Origin of the sequence: Salmonella sp. SAL03688 (genome assembly GCF_046551895.1) — a bacterium.
Classification (GTDB): domain Bacteria; phylum Pseudomonadota; class Gammaproteobacteria; order Enterobacterales; family Enterobacteriaceae; genus Salmonella; species Salmonella enterica.
On the sequence record NZ_JBGDVI010000010.1, the window covers coordinates 20,844 to 40,515 of the forward strand.

3 protein-coding genes are annotated in these 19,672 nt (G+C 47.2%); 2 read left to right on the top strand and 1 reads right to left on the bottom strand.

Features of this window, described 5'->3' with window-relative positions:
* The first annotated feature begins 14 nt into the window (after positions 1–14).
* Positions 15–16,694, top strand: coding sequence for a non-fimbrial adhesin SiiE (gene siiE / locus ACLJR2_RS12080; RefSeq protein ID WP_001534556.1), 16,680 nt, complete (start codon positions 15–17; stop codon positions 16,692–16,694).
* Between the two features lie 39 nt (positions 16,695–16,733).
* Positions 16,734–18,800, top strand: coding sequence for an SPI-4 type I secretion system protein SiiF (gene siiF / locus ACLJR2_RS12085; protein ID WP_000358564.1), 2,067 nt, complete (start codon positions 16,734–16,736; stop codon positions 18,798–18,800).
* A 277-nt stretch (positions 18,801–19,077) separates the two neighbouring features.
* Here the strand turns inward: siiF and ACLJR2_RS12090 are convergent, their stop codons facing one another.
* A complete protein-coding gene (locus tag ACLJR2_RS12090; protein WP_000719058.1) occupies positions 19,078–19,359 on the bottom strand; it encodes a YjcB family protein in 282 nt (93 codons plus the stop codon).
* Between the last annotated feature and the right edge of the window lie 313 nt (positions 19,360–19,672).

Here is a 19,672-nt window from a genome sequence, read left to right on the forward strand (position 1 = left end):
GTGAATATAATATTATGGGAAATAAAAGCATACAAAAGTTTTTTGCCGATCAAAATTCTGTAATTGATTTATCTTCTTTGGGTAATGCCAAAGGCGCAAAAGTTTCTCTTTCCGGGCCAGACATGAACATTACCACGCCGCGTGGTTCAGTGATCATTGTCAATGGCGCTCTTTATTCAAGTATCAAAGGCAATAACCTCGCTGTTAAATTTAAAGATAAGACTATTACCGGCGCTAAAATTCTGGGCAGCGTAGATTTAAAAGATATTCAACTGGAGAGAATTGACAGCTCATTGGTTGATTCTGCTCAGGTAGAAAAGAAAGGTAATGGCAAACGACGAAATAAGAAGGAAGAAGAGGAATTAAAAAAGCAGCTTGACGATGCTGAAAATGCAAAGAAAGAAGCTGATAAGGCGAAGGAAGAAGCAGAGAAAGCTAAGGAGGCTGCAGAAAAAGCGCTCAATGAAGCGTTTGAAGTACAGAACTCGTCAAAGCAAATTGAAGAAATGCTGCAGAACTTTTTGGCTGACAATGTAGCAAAAGACAATCTGGCTCAGCAAAGCGATGCTTCCCAGCAAAATACACAGGCTAAAGCAACGCAGGCTTCTAAACAGAACGATGCTGAAAAAGTTCTTCCTCAACCTATTAATAAAAATACCAGTACTGGCAAAAGTAATAGCAGTAAAAATGAGGAAAATAAGCTCGATGCTGAGTCTGTTAAAGAGCCGCTTAAAGTCACATTAGCGCTTGCGGCCGAAAGTAACAGCGGTAGCAAAGATGATAGTATAACTAATTTTACCAAACCTCAGTTTGTAGGTAGCACTGCTCCCAATGCCACGGTCATTATTAAAATTAATGGTATTGCTGTCGGTCAGGCTGTAGCGGATAGTTTGGGTAACTTCACCTTCACTGCGCCTGAAACATTGACTGATGGAACATATAATCTGGAGGCAGAGGCCAAGACTGCTGATGGGAGCGGTAGCGCCAAACTTGTCATTACTATCGATTCCGTTACCGATAAACCAACATTTGAACTTTCGCCTGAAAGTAGTGTGTCCGGTCATAAGGGCTTAACGCCGACCTTGACGCCTTCAATTGTTGGTACGGCGGAAGAGAATGCTAAGGTTGACATTTATGTAGATAATAAACTGGTTGCCAGCGTTGATGTCGATAAAGATGGAAACTGGAGTTATGAATTTAAGGATAATGAATTATCTGAGGGCGAAAATAGTATAAAAGTCGTTGCTGTAGATAAAGCAGGTAATAAAAACGAAACGACGGATAGTATCATAACCGACACCATTCCTCCGGAAAAGCCGACGATTGAGCTGGATGATAGTAGTGATTCCGGCATTAAAAATGACAACATTACAAATAGCACCCTGCCAACATTTATTGGTGTGGCGGAACCCGGTTCTACAGTCTCTATTTATCTTGGACTTAAACATCTTGGTGAGGTCATTGTTGCTAAAGATGGGACATGGAGCTATACGCTTACTACGCCGCTCAAGGATGGCGAATACAATATAACAGCAACTGCTACTGATATTGCCGGGCATACCTCAGCGACGGCAAATCTGCCTTTTACTATTGATACACGTATCAGCTATTTCAGCGCTGAGATTGAAACGACTGATGATAGCGGTATTGTCGGAGATAACGTTACTAACAATACTCGCCCAACCTTTACAGGTAAAACTGAGCCAAATGCTATTATCAGTGTCATAAATAGTGAGACTGGCGAAGAGGTTATTTTTAAAGCGAATGACCAGGGTGAATGGACGTTCAATTTCACTTCCGACTCAGTGGAAGGGGTTAACAATCTTACGTTCACCGTTGAAGATGTCGCTGGCAACAAAAAGGATTTTTCCTTTAGTTACGTTATCGATACTGTTGCCCCTGTACCTCCGACGGTTTCTTTGGAGGATTTTGTTGTTTTACCGAATGGTATAATTTTATCAGGGAATGATTTACCGGCTTTAGTCGGTACGGCAGAGCCAAAGTCTACCATCTTATTGATGCGAGATGGTAAATTATATGACAGCATTGAGGTTGACTCAAACGGGACCTGGAATTATCAGTTTAGTAATAAATTTCTTCAGGGCGCCTATGATATTGAAATCATTTCTCAGGATGCCGCCGGTAATAAATCCTCTACTGTTAAATATTCTTTTACTATTCAAACTGAAGTTGTACCTCCAAAAGCGGAACTCGATGCCAGTGATGATTCCGGTGCAAAAGGCGACTGGATTACCAATAAACATAATGCTCTGACATTACTGGGAACAGCGGATAGGTTTGCTACCGTAAATATCCTTATCGATGGTAAAACGATAGGCGTGACGACTGCGGATGCAGACGGTAACTGGAATTTTGATATTTCCCGAAATCTGTCTGACAATGTTTATAAGATTACGGTTGAATCCATCGATCCTTTAGGAAGAACGTCATCTGTAGATTATCAGCTTACCATTGATAGCTTTACGCCGATCCCTACTGTTATGTTGCATGATAGCGCTGATTCTGGCGTTAAAGGCGATATGATTACTAAAATTAATACGCCGTTGTTTACCGGGATGGCTGAAGCTAATGCTAAGGTTTCCATCTATGTCGACGGTGTGTTAAGTGGCGAGGCTATTGCTGGCGATGATGGTGTATGGAATTTTCAATTTACCACAGCGTTATCCGATGGCTCGCATGACGTAACGGTAAAGGTAGAAGATATTGCCGGTAATACTGCCTCCTCATCAGCGTATAATTTCCAAATCGTAACGCAAACGCAAAAACCAACAATAGAGTTGGTCAACGATACGGGGGTTGATAATACAGACCATATTATTAATGAAAAGAATCCTGCACTGACAGGAACTGCTGCACCCTATTCAACGGTTAAACTCTATATTGATGGTGCACTGATCGCTGAGGTCAGAACAAATAAAGATGGCAGATGGGAGTATACTCTGAAAGCCGATCAAGGTTTGGTTGATGGCGATCATAGAATAACTGCTTCAGTTGAAGATATCGCTGGCAACATTGCCCATTCGGATCCTTTCTTAATTAGCGTCGATACTGCTATTTCAATACCGATAGTTTCATTGAGCCCGGATTCAGATTCGGGAATTTCAGATGATAATTTAACGAATATCGTTAAACCTACCTTGCACCTAAAAGATATTGATCCGGACATTATCAGTGTTCAGGTATGGGATGCCGCGTCTGATACGCAGATCGGTGTTGCCACGCAACAACCTGATGGTTCATGGGCCTATACCTTTACTTCAGATTTAACGGAAGGCTTGCATCAGGTTTATGTCAAGGTTGAGGACATTGCGGGTAATAAAGCGAACAGCGCGGTATTCGATTTTACTATCGATACCACAGTATCAACGCCGGTGATTTCCCTGCTTTCTAAGGATGATACGGGGGTTACAGGCGATAACCTGACCAATATCAATAAGCCAGGTTTTGCTATTTCCGGTGTTGATGCCGATGCGCATCGGGTCGTCGTACAGGTGATGCACAATGGCGTGAGCGAAGAGATCGAACTTTCTCACCTCAATGGTAGTTGGTTATTTACACCAGGGAATACGTGGGCGGATGGCAGCTACACGTTAACGGTGAAAGTAGAAGATAAGGCAGGAAATACCAACTACTCAGCGCCGCTGACGGTCGTTATCGATACCCAAATCGCCATTGATGGGGTGGAACTGGTCAACGATAGCGGCGTGAAAGGCGATAATATGACCAATGACGACCGTCCCCACTTTCGTGTGACGGTACCGACGGATGTCAATGAAGTCCGTCTGAGCATTGACGGTGGTAATTCGTGGGTTCAGGCAACTCCGGGCGTGGCAGGAAGCTGGGAGTATATCTGGCCGACAGACCTGGCAGATGGTCAATACACGCTAACGGTGGAAGCGACTGATAAAGCAGGCAATACAGTGACGAAGACCATCGATTTCGCGGTGGATACCACGCTGTCAGTGCCGGTCATCGTACTGAATAGCGCGGACGATACCGGTGTCCAGGGCGATAACATGACGAATAGCACCCAGCCGACATTTGCCCTGCAGCATATTGATGATGATGCCGTTCGCGTTACGGTCAGCGTGGAGCATGGCGGCGTCACCACCACATTTGACGCCACGAAAGGCGTAGGCGGATGGAGCTTTACGCCGACAGGGGCGTGGGCGGATGGTGATTATACCCTGAGTGTGTCAGTCGAAGATAAAGCGGGGAACACCAGCCATTCTGCATCGTTGACGGTGACGGTGGACACGCAAATCGCCATTAATAACATTGAACTGGTCAATGACAGCGGTATTCCCAACGATAATCTGACTAATAACGTGCGTCCGCACTTCCAGGTGACGGTGCCGACGGATGTCAACGTGGTGCGCCTGAGCATTGACGGCGGCAAGACGTGGTTCAACGCTACCCAGAACGCGACGCCGGGCGTCTGGGATTATATCTGGCCGGATGATGTGGCCGACGGAGGCTATACCCTGACGGTAGAAGCGACCGATGAGGCGGGAAATAAGACAACACAGACGCTCGATTTCACCATCGATACCACTCTGTCTGTGCCGACCCTCTCGCTGGACAGCGCAGATGACAGCGGCATCGCGGGCGATAATATCACCAATGTTAAAACGCCGGGCTTTACCCTCAACAATATTGATACCGATGTCAGCCGGGTAACAGTGGAGGTAATGCACAATGGCATTAAACAGGAGGTGCCACTGGTTCAGACCGGCGGACAGTGGCGCTTTGCGCCGACCAGCGACTGGGCGGACGGCGACTATATCCTGACGGTGAAGGTAGAAGATAGGGCCGGAAATGTGAAGCAGTCCGCGCCGTTGACGGTGACAGTGGACACGCATATCGCCATTGACCGTATTGAACTGGTTAACGACAGCGGTATCCCCGGCGATAATCTGACCAATGAAGCGCGCCCGCACTTTCAGGTGACAGTACCGGCGGATGTTAACGGTGTAAGACTGAGTATTGATGGCGGCAAAACGTGGTTTGACGCCACGCAGAGCGCGACGTCGGGCGTCTGGGATTATACCTGGCTGACGAATGTGGCTAACGGCCCTCACACCCTGATGGTGGAAGCGTCCGACAAGGCGGGAAACAAAACGACGCAGAAACTGGACTTCATCATCGATACCATGCTGTCAGAACCGACGATTACCCTGGACAGTGCGGATGACAGCGCCGCTGGCGATAACATCACCAACGTTAAGATGCCAGGCTTTACCCTCGGTAATATCGACGCCGACGTGACCAAAGTGGTGGTGACGGTGGCGCATGATGGTAAGAACCAACAGATAGAGTTGATTAAGAACGGCGGTGTGTGGCGCTTTACGCCGGGCGCAGCCTGGACCGATGGCGACTATACGCTGACGGTAAAGGTAGAAGATAAGGCGGGTAATACAAATTATTCTGCGCCGCTGACGGTGACTATCGATACGCAAACGTCTATTGATCGCATTGAACTTCTTAATGACACGGGTATTGTCGGGGATAACCTGACCAATGAAGCACGTCCACAGTTTCATATTACGGTACCGACGGACGTGAACTCTGTGCAACTGAGTCTTGATGGCGGCATCAACTGGGTTAACGCAACGCTGACGTCCGACGGCGTTTGGGAGTATATATGGCCGACAGATCTGGTCGAAAATACGTATACCCTGACAGTGAAAGCAACCGATGTTGCAGGCAACACGGCGACGGAAACGCTCAATTTTATCATTGATACCACATTGTCGACACCGACCATCACGCTGGATAGCGCAGATGATAGCGGCACCGCCAACGATAATAAGACTAACGTTAAAACGCCGGGTTTTATTATCGGCGGTATTGATTCTGACGTGACTCAGGTCGTCGTGCAGGTGATGCGCGATGGTCACAGCGAGGAGGTGGAGCTGACGCAGACTAACGGGCAGTGGCGTTTTGTACCCGGCAGCGCGTGGACTGATGGCGACTATACGCTGACGGTAACGGTGAAAGATGAGGCGGGTAATATTCGCCACTCAGCGCCGTTGACGGTCACCATCGATACGCAAATCGCCATTGACCATATTGAACTGGTCAATGACAGCGGTATTCCCGACGATAATCTGACCAATGAAGCGCGCCCGCACTTCCAGGTGACGGTACCGACGGATGTCAACGTGGTGCGCCTGAGCATTGACGGCGGCAAGACGTGGTTCAACGCTACCCAGAGCGCGACGCCGGGCGTCTGGGATTATACCTGGCTGGCTGATGTGGGAGAGGGTAAGCATACCCTGACAGTGGAGGCGACCGACAAGGCGGGAAACAAAACGACGCAGCAACTGGACTTCATCATCGATACCCTACTGTCAGAACCGACTATCGTGCTGGACAACACGGACGACAGCGGAACAAAAGGCGATAACCTGACCAACGTAAATAAGCCGACGTTTTTACTGGGCAATATTGACGCAGACGCGCGGTATGTCACGGTTGAGGTGCAGCATGGCGGCACGAAAGAGGTGCTGACGGCCACCAAAGACGCGACCGGCAACTGGAGCGTGACACCGACCGGTACATGGGCAGATGGCGACTATACGCTGACAGTGAGGGTGGAAGATGAGGCGGGGAACGAAAAACACTCAGCGTCGCTGACGGTCACTGTTGATACCCAAATCACCATTGATGCTATTGAACTGGTTAATGATAACGGTATTCCCGGCGACAATATGACTAACGACGCCCATCCGCAGTTCCGCGTGACGGTACCGGGGGACGTTAACGAAGTCAGTCTGAGCATTGACGGTGGCGTGACCTGGGTTAAGGCGACACAGAGCGCGACGCCGGGCGTCTGGAATTATACCTGGCCGGGCACCGTGCCGGATGGCGACTATACGCTGAATGTGAAAGCGACTGACAATGCGGGTAATACGGTGACGGAGACACTCCACTTCACTATTGATACCACGCTGTCGACGCCGGTCATCGTACTGGATAGCGCGGACGACACCGGCATCCAGGGCGATAACATGACCAATCGCACCCAGCCGACATTTAACCTGCAACATATTGATGATGATGCCGTTCGCGTTACGGTCAGCGTGGAGCATGGCGGCGTCACCACCACATTTGACGCCACGAAAGGCGTAGGCGGATGGACCTTTACGCCGCCGACATCATGGGGGGCGGGCGATTATACCCTGAGTGTGTCAGTCGAAGATAAAGCGGGGAACACCAGCCATTCTGCATCGCTGACGGTGACGGTGGACACGCAAATCGCCATTAATAACATTGAACTGGTCAATGACAGCGGTATTCCCGACGATAATCTGACTAATAACGTGCGTCCGCACTTCCAGGTGAAGGTACCGACGGATGTTAACGAGGTACGCCTGAGCATTGACGGCGGCAAGACGTGGTTCAACGCTACCCAGAGCGCGACGCCGGGCGTCTGGGATTATACCTGGCTGGCTGATGTGGGAGAGGGGAAGCATACCCTGACAGTAGAGGCGACCGACAAGGCGGGAAACCAGACGACGCAGAAACTGGACTTCATCATCGATACCATGCTGTCAGAACCGACTATCGTGCTGGACAGCACGGACGACAGCGGAACAAAAGGCGATAACCTGACCAACGCGAATAAGCCGACGTTTATACTGGGCAATATTGACGCAGACGCGCGGTATGTCACGGTTGAGGTGCAGTATGGCGGCACGAAAGAAGTGCTGACGGCCACCAAAGGCGCGACCGGCATCTGGAGCGTGACACCGACCGGCACATGGGCAGATGGCGACTATACGCTGACGGTGAGGGTGGAGGATGATGCGGGGAACGTAAAATACTCAGCGCCGCTGACGGTCACGGTTGATACCCAAATCACCATTGATGTTATTGAACTGGTTAATGATAACGGTATTCCCGGCGACAACCTGACCAATGACGTTCGTCCACACTTCCGCGTCACGGTGCCAGGGGATGTCAACGAGGTACGTCTGAGTATCGACGGCGGTAATACGTGGGTTCGTGCAACACAGGGCACGGCAGGGATCTGGGATTACACCTGGCCGAAAGATGTGACCGACGGGCTACATACCCTGACGGTAGAAGCGACCGATAAGGCGGGAAATAAGACGACGCAGACGCTCGATTTTACCATTGATACCCGGCTGTCAACGCCTACCATCGCTATGGATAGCAGGGACGATACAGGTGCCATTGGCGATCATATTACGAGCGTCAAAAGACCGGGCTTTACCATTGGCAATATTGACGCCGATGCGCACTCGGTCATTTTGCGGATCACACAGGGCGGCAATAGCCAGGAAGTGACACTAACCCAGGTTGGAGGACAGTGGCGCTTTACGCCAGATGCTGACTGGGCGGACGGTAGCTATACACTGACGGTAGAGGTAACGGATAACGCAGGAAACGTTCGTCAGTCCACTCCGCTGATAGTGACGGTAGATACGCAAACCAGCATTACTGATATTACATTGGTCAATGATCATGGCGTGCCTGATGACAATCTAACTAACAGCACCCGTCCGCAGTTTGAGATCACGGTGCCGGCGGATGTGAATTCTGTGCAACTGAGCATTGATGGGGGCGCAAACTGGGTGAGCGCGGCGCAGGGTATTGAAGGCGTCTGGGGCTATACCTGGCCAACGGATATGGGCGATGGAAAACACACCCTAACCGTCATGGTCACCGACAGAGCGGGCAATACGGCGACGCAAACGCTTGAATTTTTCATCGACACCCGGTTGTCGACGCCGACTATTGCGCTGGATAGCACGGATGATACCGGTACGCCTGGCGATGATATGACCAATCGCACCCGACCGACCTTTATTCTGCAGAATATCGATTCGGATGTTATCAACGTTACAGTCAGCGTCACGCATAATGGAACGACAACCTCGTTTACCGCGACACAGGGGGCTGGAGGCTGGAGCTTTACACCGCCAGCGCCGTGGGGCGACGGTGATTATACGCTGACGGTGACAGTGGAGGATCGGGCGGGAAATACGCGTCCGTCTACGCCGCTGACGGTGACAGTGGATACGCAAATAGCCATTGATCATATTGAATTAGTCAACGATAGCGGCGTCCCTGGCGATAATGTGACAAAACATGTGCGTCCGCAGTTCCAGATCTCGGTACCGGATGATGTGGAAAAGGTTCTTCTGAGTATTGACGGCGGCACGACCTGGGTTACTGCAATCAAGAGTTCGACGGCTGGCATTTGGGATTACACCTGGCCGACGGATATGCCAGAGGGACAGCATACCCTGATCGTGGAAGTGACTGACGGTGCGGGTAATAAGATGACGGGGACGCTCGATTTCACTATCGACATCACGTTGTTGACGCCAACCATTGAGCTGGCGCCCGATCAGGATACCGGACAGAATAAGAACGATAATCTGACCAGCGTCACTCAGCCGGTATTTGTGTTGGGGAGTATCGATAAAGATGTTCGACACGTGGAATTGAGTATTGAGCATAACGGCACGTTTAAAACGGTGGTACTCACCGAATCAGCCGACGGCTGGCGCTATCGACCGGATTCTGCTTTGGCGGACGGTAGCTACACATTCACCGTGACGGTAACAGATGTGGCAGGCAACCAGCAAACATCCGCGCCTTTAAAGGTGACGATAGACGGTACGTTGACTACGCCGGTGATTGAACTGGCAGCTGGCGAAGATAGCGGTACTGTTGGCGATCGCCTCACCAATCACGATCGGCCTGTGTTCGACATACGCCAGGTTGATTCTGACGTTACGCGCGTGATGGTCAAAGTAACTTACAACGGTAAAACGCACGAGGAAGCGGCGGTATTCACCAATGGTCAATGGCGCTTTACGCCTTCTGCGAGCTGGGCTGATGGCTCATATCAGTTAGCCGTTGTGGTGGAAGATCTGGCGGGGAATGTAAAAGAATCTGCGCCGTTTGAGGTGCGTATTGATACCACGACAACCATTAACAATATCGTATTGCTTAATGATACTGGCGTGCAGAATGATCAATTAACGAATGTTGCCAAACCGTCATTCAGAATTGACGTTCCCGGTGATGTCGTCCAGGTACGCGTAACCCTGGATGGTGGCGCTAACTGGAATGTGATACGCAAAAATGCCGACGGACAGTGGATTTTTGACAGCCCGAATACTCTGGTTGACGGCACATATACCCTTCGCGTAGAGGCCACGGATGAGGCAGGTAATATTGCGAATAAAGATTTAGTATTTAATATCGATACTAATATACAGGTTCCGACTATTGCTTTAGACGCAGGACAAGATACCGGAGCGAATACAGCCGATAATATCACTAATATTTCACGACCCACCTTTACGATTGGTAATGTTGACCCCGATGTTATCAAAGTCGTGGTGACGATTGATGGTCATGATTATAGCGCGACTAAGGTTGGGGCTGGTTGGCAATTTACGCCAGGCAATGCCATTCCGGATGGTTCTTATAATATTACCGTTACGGTTGAAGATAAGGCCGGAAATACCGCGACATCGAAACCATTACCTGTTGTGATAGATACGACGGCTGAAATTGAAAGCGTCACGTTGGTTACAGATAGCGGTGATAGTGATGTAGATAACATTACCAAAGTCGACAAGCCGCAGTTTAGTATTGTTACCGCTGATGATATTACCCATGTGCGCGTTAAAATCGATAACGCCGCTAATTGGATTGAACTCACAAAAGGAGGGGATGGCCGCTGGATATTTAATGTCGGTTCGGCATTACCTGATGGGCAACACACTCTCTTGGTTGATGTGACTGATATCGCCGGCAACGTTGCGCAAGAAACGCTGCAGTTTACGATTGATACGACTCTGCGAGAGCCGACAATTGTACTCGATCCCACCCATGATACTGGTGATGATACTAATGATAATCTTACCAGGATTAACAAACCGGTGTTTATTATCGGTAATGTCGATAATGATGTATCACACATTGTGGTTCATATTGATGGTCGGGATTACACCATTGAAAACACAGGGGGGAATTTAACCTTTACGCCGGATCAACCGCTGTCTGACGGTCAGCATACGATCTCTGTTACCGTAACGGATATTGCTGGTAATACCAAAACATCGGCCGAACTGAAGATTGAAATCGACACGCAGGTTCAGATTGACAGTGTTACGTTAACAACAGATAGCGGCGTCAACGATCACGATAATGTCACCAATGCTACCCGTCCCTCTTTTGAAATTGCAACGCCTGATGATGTGACATCGGTGCTGGTTTCTTTCGATGGCGTAAACTGGACGCCCATCAGTAAAAATGCGGCCGGGCAGTGGGAATTTACTGCAGGTAGCGCATTGCCTGATGGTCATTATACTCTCCATGTCCAGGCGACGGATCGGGCAGGGAATACGGCAAATTCCACGCTGGGCTTCACCGTGGATACGCAGATTGACGGCCTGAGCGTCGTGATGCTGGACGACGCCGGAAAGGATTCTACGGATGGTATTACGAATATTACCTCTCCACGTTTTGAAATTTCAGCCAGAGAACCGCTGCAGAGCGTGACGGTAATTTTAAACGGGAAATCCAGCACACTGACTCAGGGGGCAGGTAATAAATGGCTGTTTACCCCTGATACACCGTTAGTGGATGGAACTTACAAAATAGAAATAGTGGCTGAAGATATCGCAGGTAATAAAATTAGCAAAGAGGTATCATTCACAATAGACACTATTGTTTCTGATCCCAGTATTGATTTGCTGGATGCGGATGATACTGGCGAAAGCGCTGTTGATAATATTACGAGTGTCACTAAACCACGTTTCGTTATTGGCAATGTACCCGCCGATATTGATACTGTTGTAATCAGAATTAACGGCGTTTCTTATCCGGTTACGGCAAATGGCAATAACCTCTGGGAATTCCAGGTTCCCGTTGCGTTAAACGATGGCGTATATGAAGCCGTTGTTGTCTTCAGAGATATTGCCGGAAATACTTCTGAAACTAAGCTGCCCTTTACCATTGATACCACGACAAGCGTCAGTGTCAGAATGGAGCCAGCGTCTGATACCGGAAATTCCAATAGCGATAACCTTACGAATAAGCAAAATCCCAAATTCGAAGGTACTGCAGAGCCCAATGCGAAACTGGTGATTACCATTGTTGACGATAAGTCAGGTCGGGAGGTTTTAAAACAAACGATTACGGTTGGCGCTGATGGCAACTGGAGTGTGACGCCGAATATACTGCCGGATGGCATGTATACCATCAACGTCGTCGCAACAGATGTCGCGGGAAATACTGCGCAAACGCAGGAAAGATTCACTATCGATACGGTTACGATCGATCCCACCATTCGCCTTTCGGATCCATCTATTGATGATCAGCATGAAGCAACCAGCCTGCGTCCTGAGTTCAAAGGGTTTGCCGAAGCGTTCTCGACGATTATGATTCAGTGGGATGGGAAAGTGGTCGGCTCCGCAAACGCCAATGCGAATGGCGAATGGAGTTGGACGCCGCCATCAGTATTAGCGCCAGGCTCCTATGTTGTGAGCATTGTTGCCAAAGATAAAGCGGGTAATGAATCGTCGCAGGTCGACTTTCCTGTAGTAATACCTGTTATTGATGTCACGCCTCCAACCATAAAGCTCAGCGAGGAGAGCGATAGTGGTGCCTTAGGAGACTTTACGACGAATAATAAAACGCCGACCCTGATTGGGAGCACGTTACCTAATACGATTGTGAGTATTTATGTGGATGGCGTGAAGGTCGGCGAGGCGACAGCGGATACAGCGGGTCGATATACTTTCCAGTTATCGGAAATGAAAGATGGCCATTATGTCGTCCAGGTGGGTATCGTCAACCCTCGCGATAATAGCGAACTGCGTTCTACCGCCGTTGATCTCACTATCGATACCGAGGTTGCTGAACTGGTATGGAATATATCTGGAATGCATGAGGGCGGATATATCAACACGGTGACGCCGGAGATTGGCGGCACCAGTGAGCCAAACAGCAAAATCACTATCTTTGTGAATGGCGTTGAAAAAGCGATTGCTTATACGACAGGCGCAGGACACTGGGGCGTAGTATTACCTGCTTTGGGTAATGACGGTAATTATGTATTAACGTTTAAAGTTGAAGATGTTGCCGGCAATATCAGAGAGTTTGGTCCGCAGAATGTGATACTGGATACGGTAATTTCGCCGTTAACCGTGGTATTACGCGAAGCTGATGACAGTGGCAAAGTTGGCGACTGGATCACCAATAAATCTCATGTCACCATCGATGGTACTGCCGAAGCCGGAAGTACTTTAACCATCAGGAATCCGCAGGGAGTGGTTATTGCTACCCTGGTGGTAGGCAATGATGGTCGATGGAGCGCAGAATTAGATCTGCGTGAAGGTAGTAATGCCTTTGTCGTGGTATCGGAAGATAAAGCGGGCAACAGCCAACAAAAAGAGATTCTGATAGAACATGATACGCAGATTGAAATCAGCGATATTTCATTAAGTCGGGATACTAATAGCGGTGATAAATATGATCTGATTACCAATAATAAGTCTCCGGTACTGGTTGCCATGACCGATCCCGGCGCGACGGTACAGGTTTATATTAATGGTGTGTTACAAGGCACAGTAGAGGCGAGTTCGTCAGGTAATATTAGCTATACCATGCCGGCAAATAGCGCCGACGGCGAGTATCAGGTGCAATTTGTTGCTACGGATACTGCTGGTAACCGGGTTGAGTCTGCGATTACAACCGTGACAATCGATTCTCAAATTGCTGTCTTTGACATTGATGAAGATTCATTACCGGCCCTCTCTAATAACCGGGCGTTGTCAGTCTCAGGCGTCGGGGAGGCAGGTTCTCAGGTCAGCATCTTTGTCGATGGTAAATTAGTCAACGTTGTTATGGTTGAGGCTGATGGCACATGGCGCGCGCCGATACTGCTGCAAGATGATGGTACGTTTAATATTCATTTCAGCATTACTGACGTTGCTGGCAACACTGAAGTGAGCAAGGATTATAGCGTGGATGTCGATTCATCAACCGACTTCCCAACGCTCAACCTTGAAGATGCGAGCAACTCTGGTTCACTTGACGATCTGATTACTAGTCACAACAAGCCTGTGTTAGTTGGCACCGCAGAAGCGGGAGCCACAATCCATATTTATGTGGATGAAAAGATCGTGGCAAATGTGCTTGTGCTTGAAGATGGAACCTGGTCCTATCAGTTTGATAATGCGTTAAAAGATGGTGAATATTCTATCCGAGTGGTTGCCGAAGACCCGGCAGGTAATACAGCAGAATCGCCTCGCTTACTCGTCACGATAGATACCAGTACGTTTATCGATAATCCTGTTATGATGGCAGGTTCTGATAACGGTATTTTCAGTAATGATAGTATAACGAGTCAAACCCGGCCTGCGTTTAGTATTTATGGAGAAATGAACCAGAGTGTTCAGATTTTCATTGATGGGGTGTTAGTCGATACGATCACGGTGACCGACAGAAATCAAGTTTATCGACCTGAGTCACCGTTGGGCGATGGTTCCCATAGCATTTATTATGTTATCACCGATAAAGCAGGCAACACGGCTACCTCGAAAACGCTAAACTTTACTATCGATACCTTTAATACGACGCCTGTCGCCATTGATTCTATCGGTGGACAAACGTTAGCAGAGATGACCGGTAGTGATGGCAAAATATATATAACGGACACGACACGTAACTTATTGTTTAGTGGCAGTGCCGAGCCCAATAGCAAAATAGAAATCATCATTAATGGCTTAAATGTGGGGGAAGTTTGGGCTAATGACAAAGGCCACTGGCAGATGCCGGTGAACCCGCTTTATTTCACAGAAGGCCAGCTGGATATCAATGTTAAATCTACGGACCGTGCTGGTAACGTAAATCAGGAAAAGTATTCCATTTGGGTCGATACGCATATCCAGGTATTTACCAGCGAGCTTGATGACAATAAATCATCATCGAAAACGGACTGGTGGAGTAATAGCTCCACTATTACCATGAGAGGTATGGGGGAAATTGGCGCTACGGTATCATTAATCGTGGCAGGGGTCACGCTGGCAACCGCTGTCGTTGCGGCTAATGGGAAGTGGGAGTTATCGACCGATCAGCTTCCGGAAGGGAAATACGATATCACGTTGAGTATTGAGGATAACGCAGGCAACCGTAAGGAAGAGGTACATGAAATATTTATTGATCGAACGCCGCCAAACGCTCCGGTCGTAACTTATTCAGATATTGTCAACGATCTAATTATTATGCAGGGGACGGCGGAAGCCAAATCTCAGCTAATAATAACCGATAGTAATGGGAATACTTATATGTTAACCGTTCCTGATAATGGTAAATGGAGTATGGCGATCCCGTATCCATCGGAAGGGAAGTTTACCATTACGAGTGTGGATGCGATTGGTAACCGGAGTGATGATGTCCCTCTCGATATCATGAAAGAGGTTCCCGTTATTTCATTATCTCCAGACTCAGACAGTGGTACGGTGGGCGATAATATTACGCGAGATAAGCAACCTACCTTTATTATCGGGAATCTGGAAAGCGATGTTGTGGTCGTTCAGGTCGATATCAATGGGACCGTATATAATGCTGAAAAAAATGCCGATGGCGTTTGGTTCTTTACGCCAGGTACACCGTTAGCTGATGGTTCCTATACGATATCGGTAATCGCAAGCGATGCCGCGGGTAATCAGAAAAACTCGTTACCCATTACCGTTACGATCGACAGTACGCTGACCGTGCCGGAGATTGCGCTGGCAGCAGGTGAAGACAATGGCGCTTCAGACAGCGATAACGTGACGAATCACACCCAGCCTAAGTTCACGCTGCAGCATATTGATGCTGACGTGACCGGGGTGACCGTAAACGTGACGCATAACGGCGTGACAGACACTTACCAGGCGACGCAAGGCGCGGATGGCTGGACCTTCACGCCGCCAGCCGCCTGGAATGACGGTACCTACACGCTGAGCGTGACGGTGGTGGATCGCGCGGGGAACTCACAGCAATCTGCTTCGCTAGCGGTGACGGTTGACTCAACGGTGACGGTAACAGCGGATAGCCAGCATAACGATGCGAGCGATGACGCCACGGCAACAGCGGTTACTCCACCGGAGTCTGAAACAGTGAATGCCGAAAGCGCTACGCATCTTCGTACAGTGCCGTCTGTGGCGGAAGAAAGCGTGGTGAAGGAGACAGCCTATAGTATTACATTGTTAAACGCTGACTCCGGGGATGAAATAGATCGTTCAATTAGTCAGACACCTTCTTTTGAAATATCAGTACCTGAGAATATTGTTAATGTCAGTGTTATGTTTGAAGGAGAAGAGTTTACTCTGCCGATAACTAACCAGAAAGCAATATTCGAAGTTCCGCTATCTTTGGAAGATGGTGAATATACTATGGACGTGAAATTCATTGATAAGGACGATGATTTCCTGATTAAGGAGAAAACATTCTCAGTCGATCACTCCTCGGCGGATATTGTGAACGCAATGAATGCAAGAGGAAAGACCGAGGATGATATTAATGATTCCCCTTCAACGAGTTCTGTAGGGCACAACAATAACGGCGCTATTGATGTTTTCGCCGTTAATGAAGTTACGTTACCTGTAGATAATCAAGAAGAACACGCATAATAACGGAGGCCCCTCACCTTTGGGTGAGGGGGTTTACTTATGGATAAAAAACTAGAACCTTATTATTTAAGTGCGGAAACGGCATTATCTATAGTGTCTAAAAAATTCAACATAAAAATTGACATCAAAGAGGATGATATAAATTTAAGATTTAAAAAGTACGACAGAAATAACACTGACGACTCTATACAAATGAAGAATTTCTTTTTGTCGTTAGGGCTTTCTCTACAGGATATATTATTTAATAATGGTGAGGATTTACTAAATGAGCCTATGCCGATTTTACTATTAACGCCAGAAATGAAGTGGATGGTGTGTGTGAGCGGCGGGCAAAAAATAAAGTTGGTAAACGCGCGCGGTGAACTCTGTTATGTTGAAATTGAAGATGAATATTTAAAAGAGTTATCTGCATTTAGTATACTACCTTTAAATAAAGTTGTTGATAGTATAAGAGTAAAAAACATCATAAAAAACTCTTTATCGATGAACAAGATTTTTTATACTAAATACTTCTTTTCATCTCTTTTTATGGCAATTTTTGCGTTAACTATCCCAGTATTTAGTAATCTATTCTATGATAAGCTTGTTCCAAGTGCTTCGATTTCATCTTTATTTGGCGTGGCTATAATTGTTGCTGTATTTATTGTTTTTGAGTTTATTCTTCGTACTTCGAAAGATATTTATCAGTCTATCACAGCAAGGCAGGATGACGTCGATATTGATATCGCATTTCTTGAAGCGGTCCTTTATAGTAAAAAGAAAAATGGCAGATCCATGTCATCAGCATTTGTGCTATGGAATGAGTTTCAGAAAATTAAACCCGTTTTATTAAACTCGATCTTTCAACGTATAGCCGATATTCCAATATTTATTATATTTCTCATTGTTATATATGTAAATTTAGGTCTGGTTGTTATTGTACCTGTTACCATGTTTATCGTCTCTATTATTATTTCCATCGTTAACCACCATTATACTAATGAGTTAATGAACAAACAAAAAGAAGGACAGAAGAACAGGAATATTTTCATCTCAGAAGTTTTCTTATCTATTAAAATGATCCATACCTTAAATAATCAAGGTTTACTTTTTGATTGGGTTAATACATCAAATGAACAGTCGTATCTTAACCTGAAGATAAGGAAATTAAATCTTATCTATCAATCTATATTGGGTAGTATGTCATCTATTACCCAAATAACTATTATGGTAATAGCCTTTTTTATGGTAATTAAGGGTGATGTTACCACTGGCGCAATTGTTTCATCTGTCATTGTCTCTGGCCGTATCTCCGGGATCATTTCGAATTTTTCTTCTACATTAATCTCTATTTTATCAGCAGAAAAAACCGGTAAAGATCTGCTTTCTTTTTTTGATGAAGATCAGGCAGAAAAAACACCGGCATTACAGTCCATATCAAAGTGCAATGGCGATATCTCTATCCGGGGCGTGAGTTATCAGTATGATGCTCAATCTCCGATGATTATTAACCGACTGTCTATAGACATACCTGCGGGGCAACGTGTCGCGGTGGTAGGCGAATGTGGAGCAGGAAAAAGCTCATTACTGGGAATGCTATCTGGCTACCTTTCGCCAACAGACGGCGCCATCTTATATGATGGATATAACTTAGGACATTTATCGCAGAACTTTTTTTCTCAGCATTTAAGTGTGGTGACGACACATGATGTTTTATTCACCGGAACCATTGAAAGTAATTTCGCGTTAAAACCGCAAAATGACAGGGGCCGGGTACTCAAGGCGCTTCATCTGGCGAACTGTGGTTTTATCTTGCAACATCCTATGGGGCTGAAGTTTCCGGTGAATTTTATGGCTAAAAACCTGTCATCCGGACAGCAGCAGCAGTTATTATTAGCACGTAGTCTGAGCAGTAACGCCAGCGTCTTTTTATGGGATGAACCAACATCAAATCTGGATGAGAATACCGAGAAGCAAATTTTTGATAACTTAGATGAGTTTATTCATGGGAAAACGTTGATCATGGTGACGCATCGTCGATATCTGATAAAGTATTTTGACCGGGTTCTGGTAATGAAAGGTGGAAAAATAATCCGTGATTGTTCTCCGGATAAATTATTAATGTAAAATAAGCAGCGCTTGTCGCTGTTATCAGGTGGTACTGCTTAATAAAAAAGACCCGTTGCACAAACGGGTCTTTTTTGTCATTTAACGAGTCGGCAATGTCTTCAATAAGTTTAGCTCGATTCTGTTAGGGCTATTCCACTTGCCATTTTTGGATAACCACACCTGGCGGCCCTCATCAACGGCAATGCGAGGGACGTGATGGTTCGCAAGGCTACCCCTGGCGCGCGATTCCGCGTTGAGATAACCGGTGGGCGACTTCAGCGGCAGCGATGGCGTATCAGGTCAGCACCATCGGCCATTCTGGTGGGGTCTGGCTCATCGTTTCGACCATTACGGCTTCAATGTTATGCCAGATCGCAGCGAGATCCATCATGGTAATACCGAGTAAACCGGTGGCAAACCAGCAGGCGGATACCACGCCCAGACCGCTACTGATCACCGCCAGACCAATATAATCTGATTTACGGAAACGGATATTGAGCGTGCTGGCTAAAAACATGAGCACGGCGCTCAGCAGTTGCCAGCGGAGAAGAACGACACCAGTGGTTATGGCAGCCATGAAACATTTCCTCTGAATAGACCTTTGTCTAGGACAGCACGGCGTTGTTCCCGGGAAACGTGGGACATTCTGGCTATCAACGGACATCACATCAACATCGAATGAAACATTGTTTCTGTTTCATTGTTTTTGTGAACTATATCACAAAAACAGGCTTATTCGCCAGATCGGCAATGTATTTTTTGTGCGTTTTATAACCTTATTTTTTGTGTGACTTCTGCGCGTCCGTAGAGAAACTGCCGGAAAGCAAAGATGTATTATTACTACTCTTTTATTTTTTTTCGTGAAATTCAGACCTGATAAAAATATCAAG

Excerpts from the sequence above, each read along its gene's own strand:
- siiE (WP_001534556.1), top strand. The coding sequence starts at position 15 with ATGGGAAATAAAAGCATACAAAAGTTTTTTGCCGATCAAAATTCTGTA.
- siiF (WP_000358564.1), top strand. The coding sequence starts at position 16,734 with ATGGATAAAAAACTAGAACCTTATTATTTAAGTGCGGAAACGGCATTA.
- ACLJR2_RS12090 (WP_000719058.1), bottom strand. The coding sequence starts at position 19,359 with ATGGCTGCCATAACCACTGGTGTCGTTCTTCTCCGCTGGCAACTGCTG.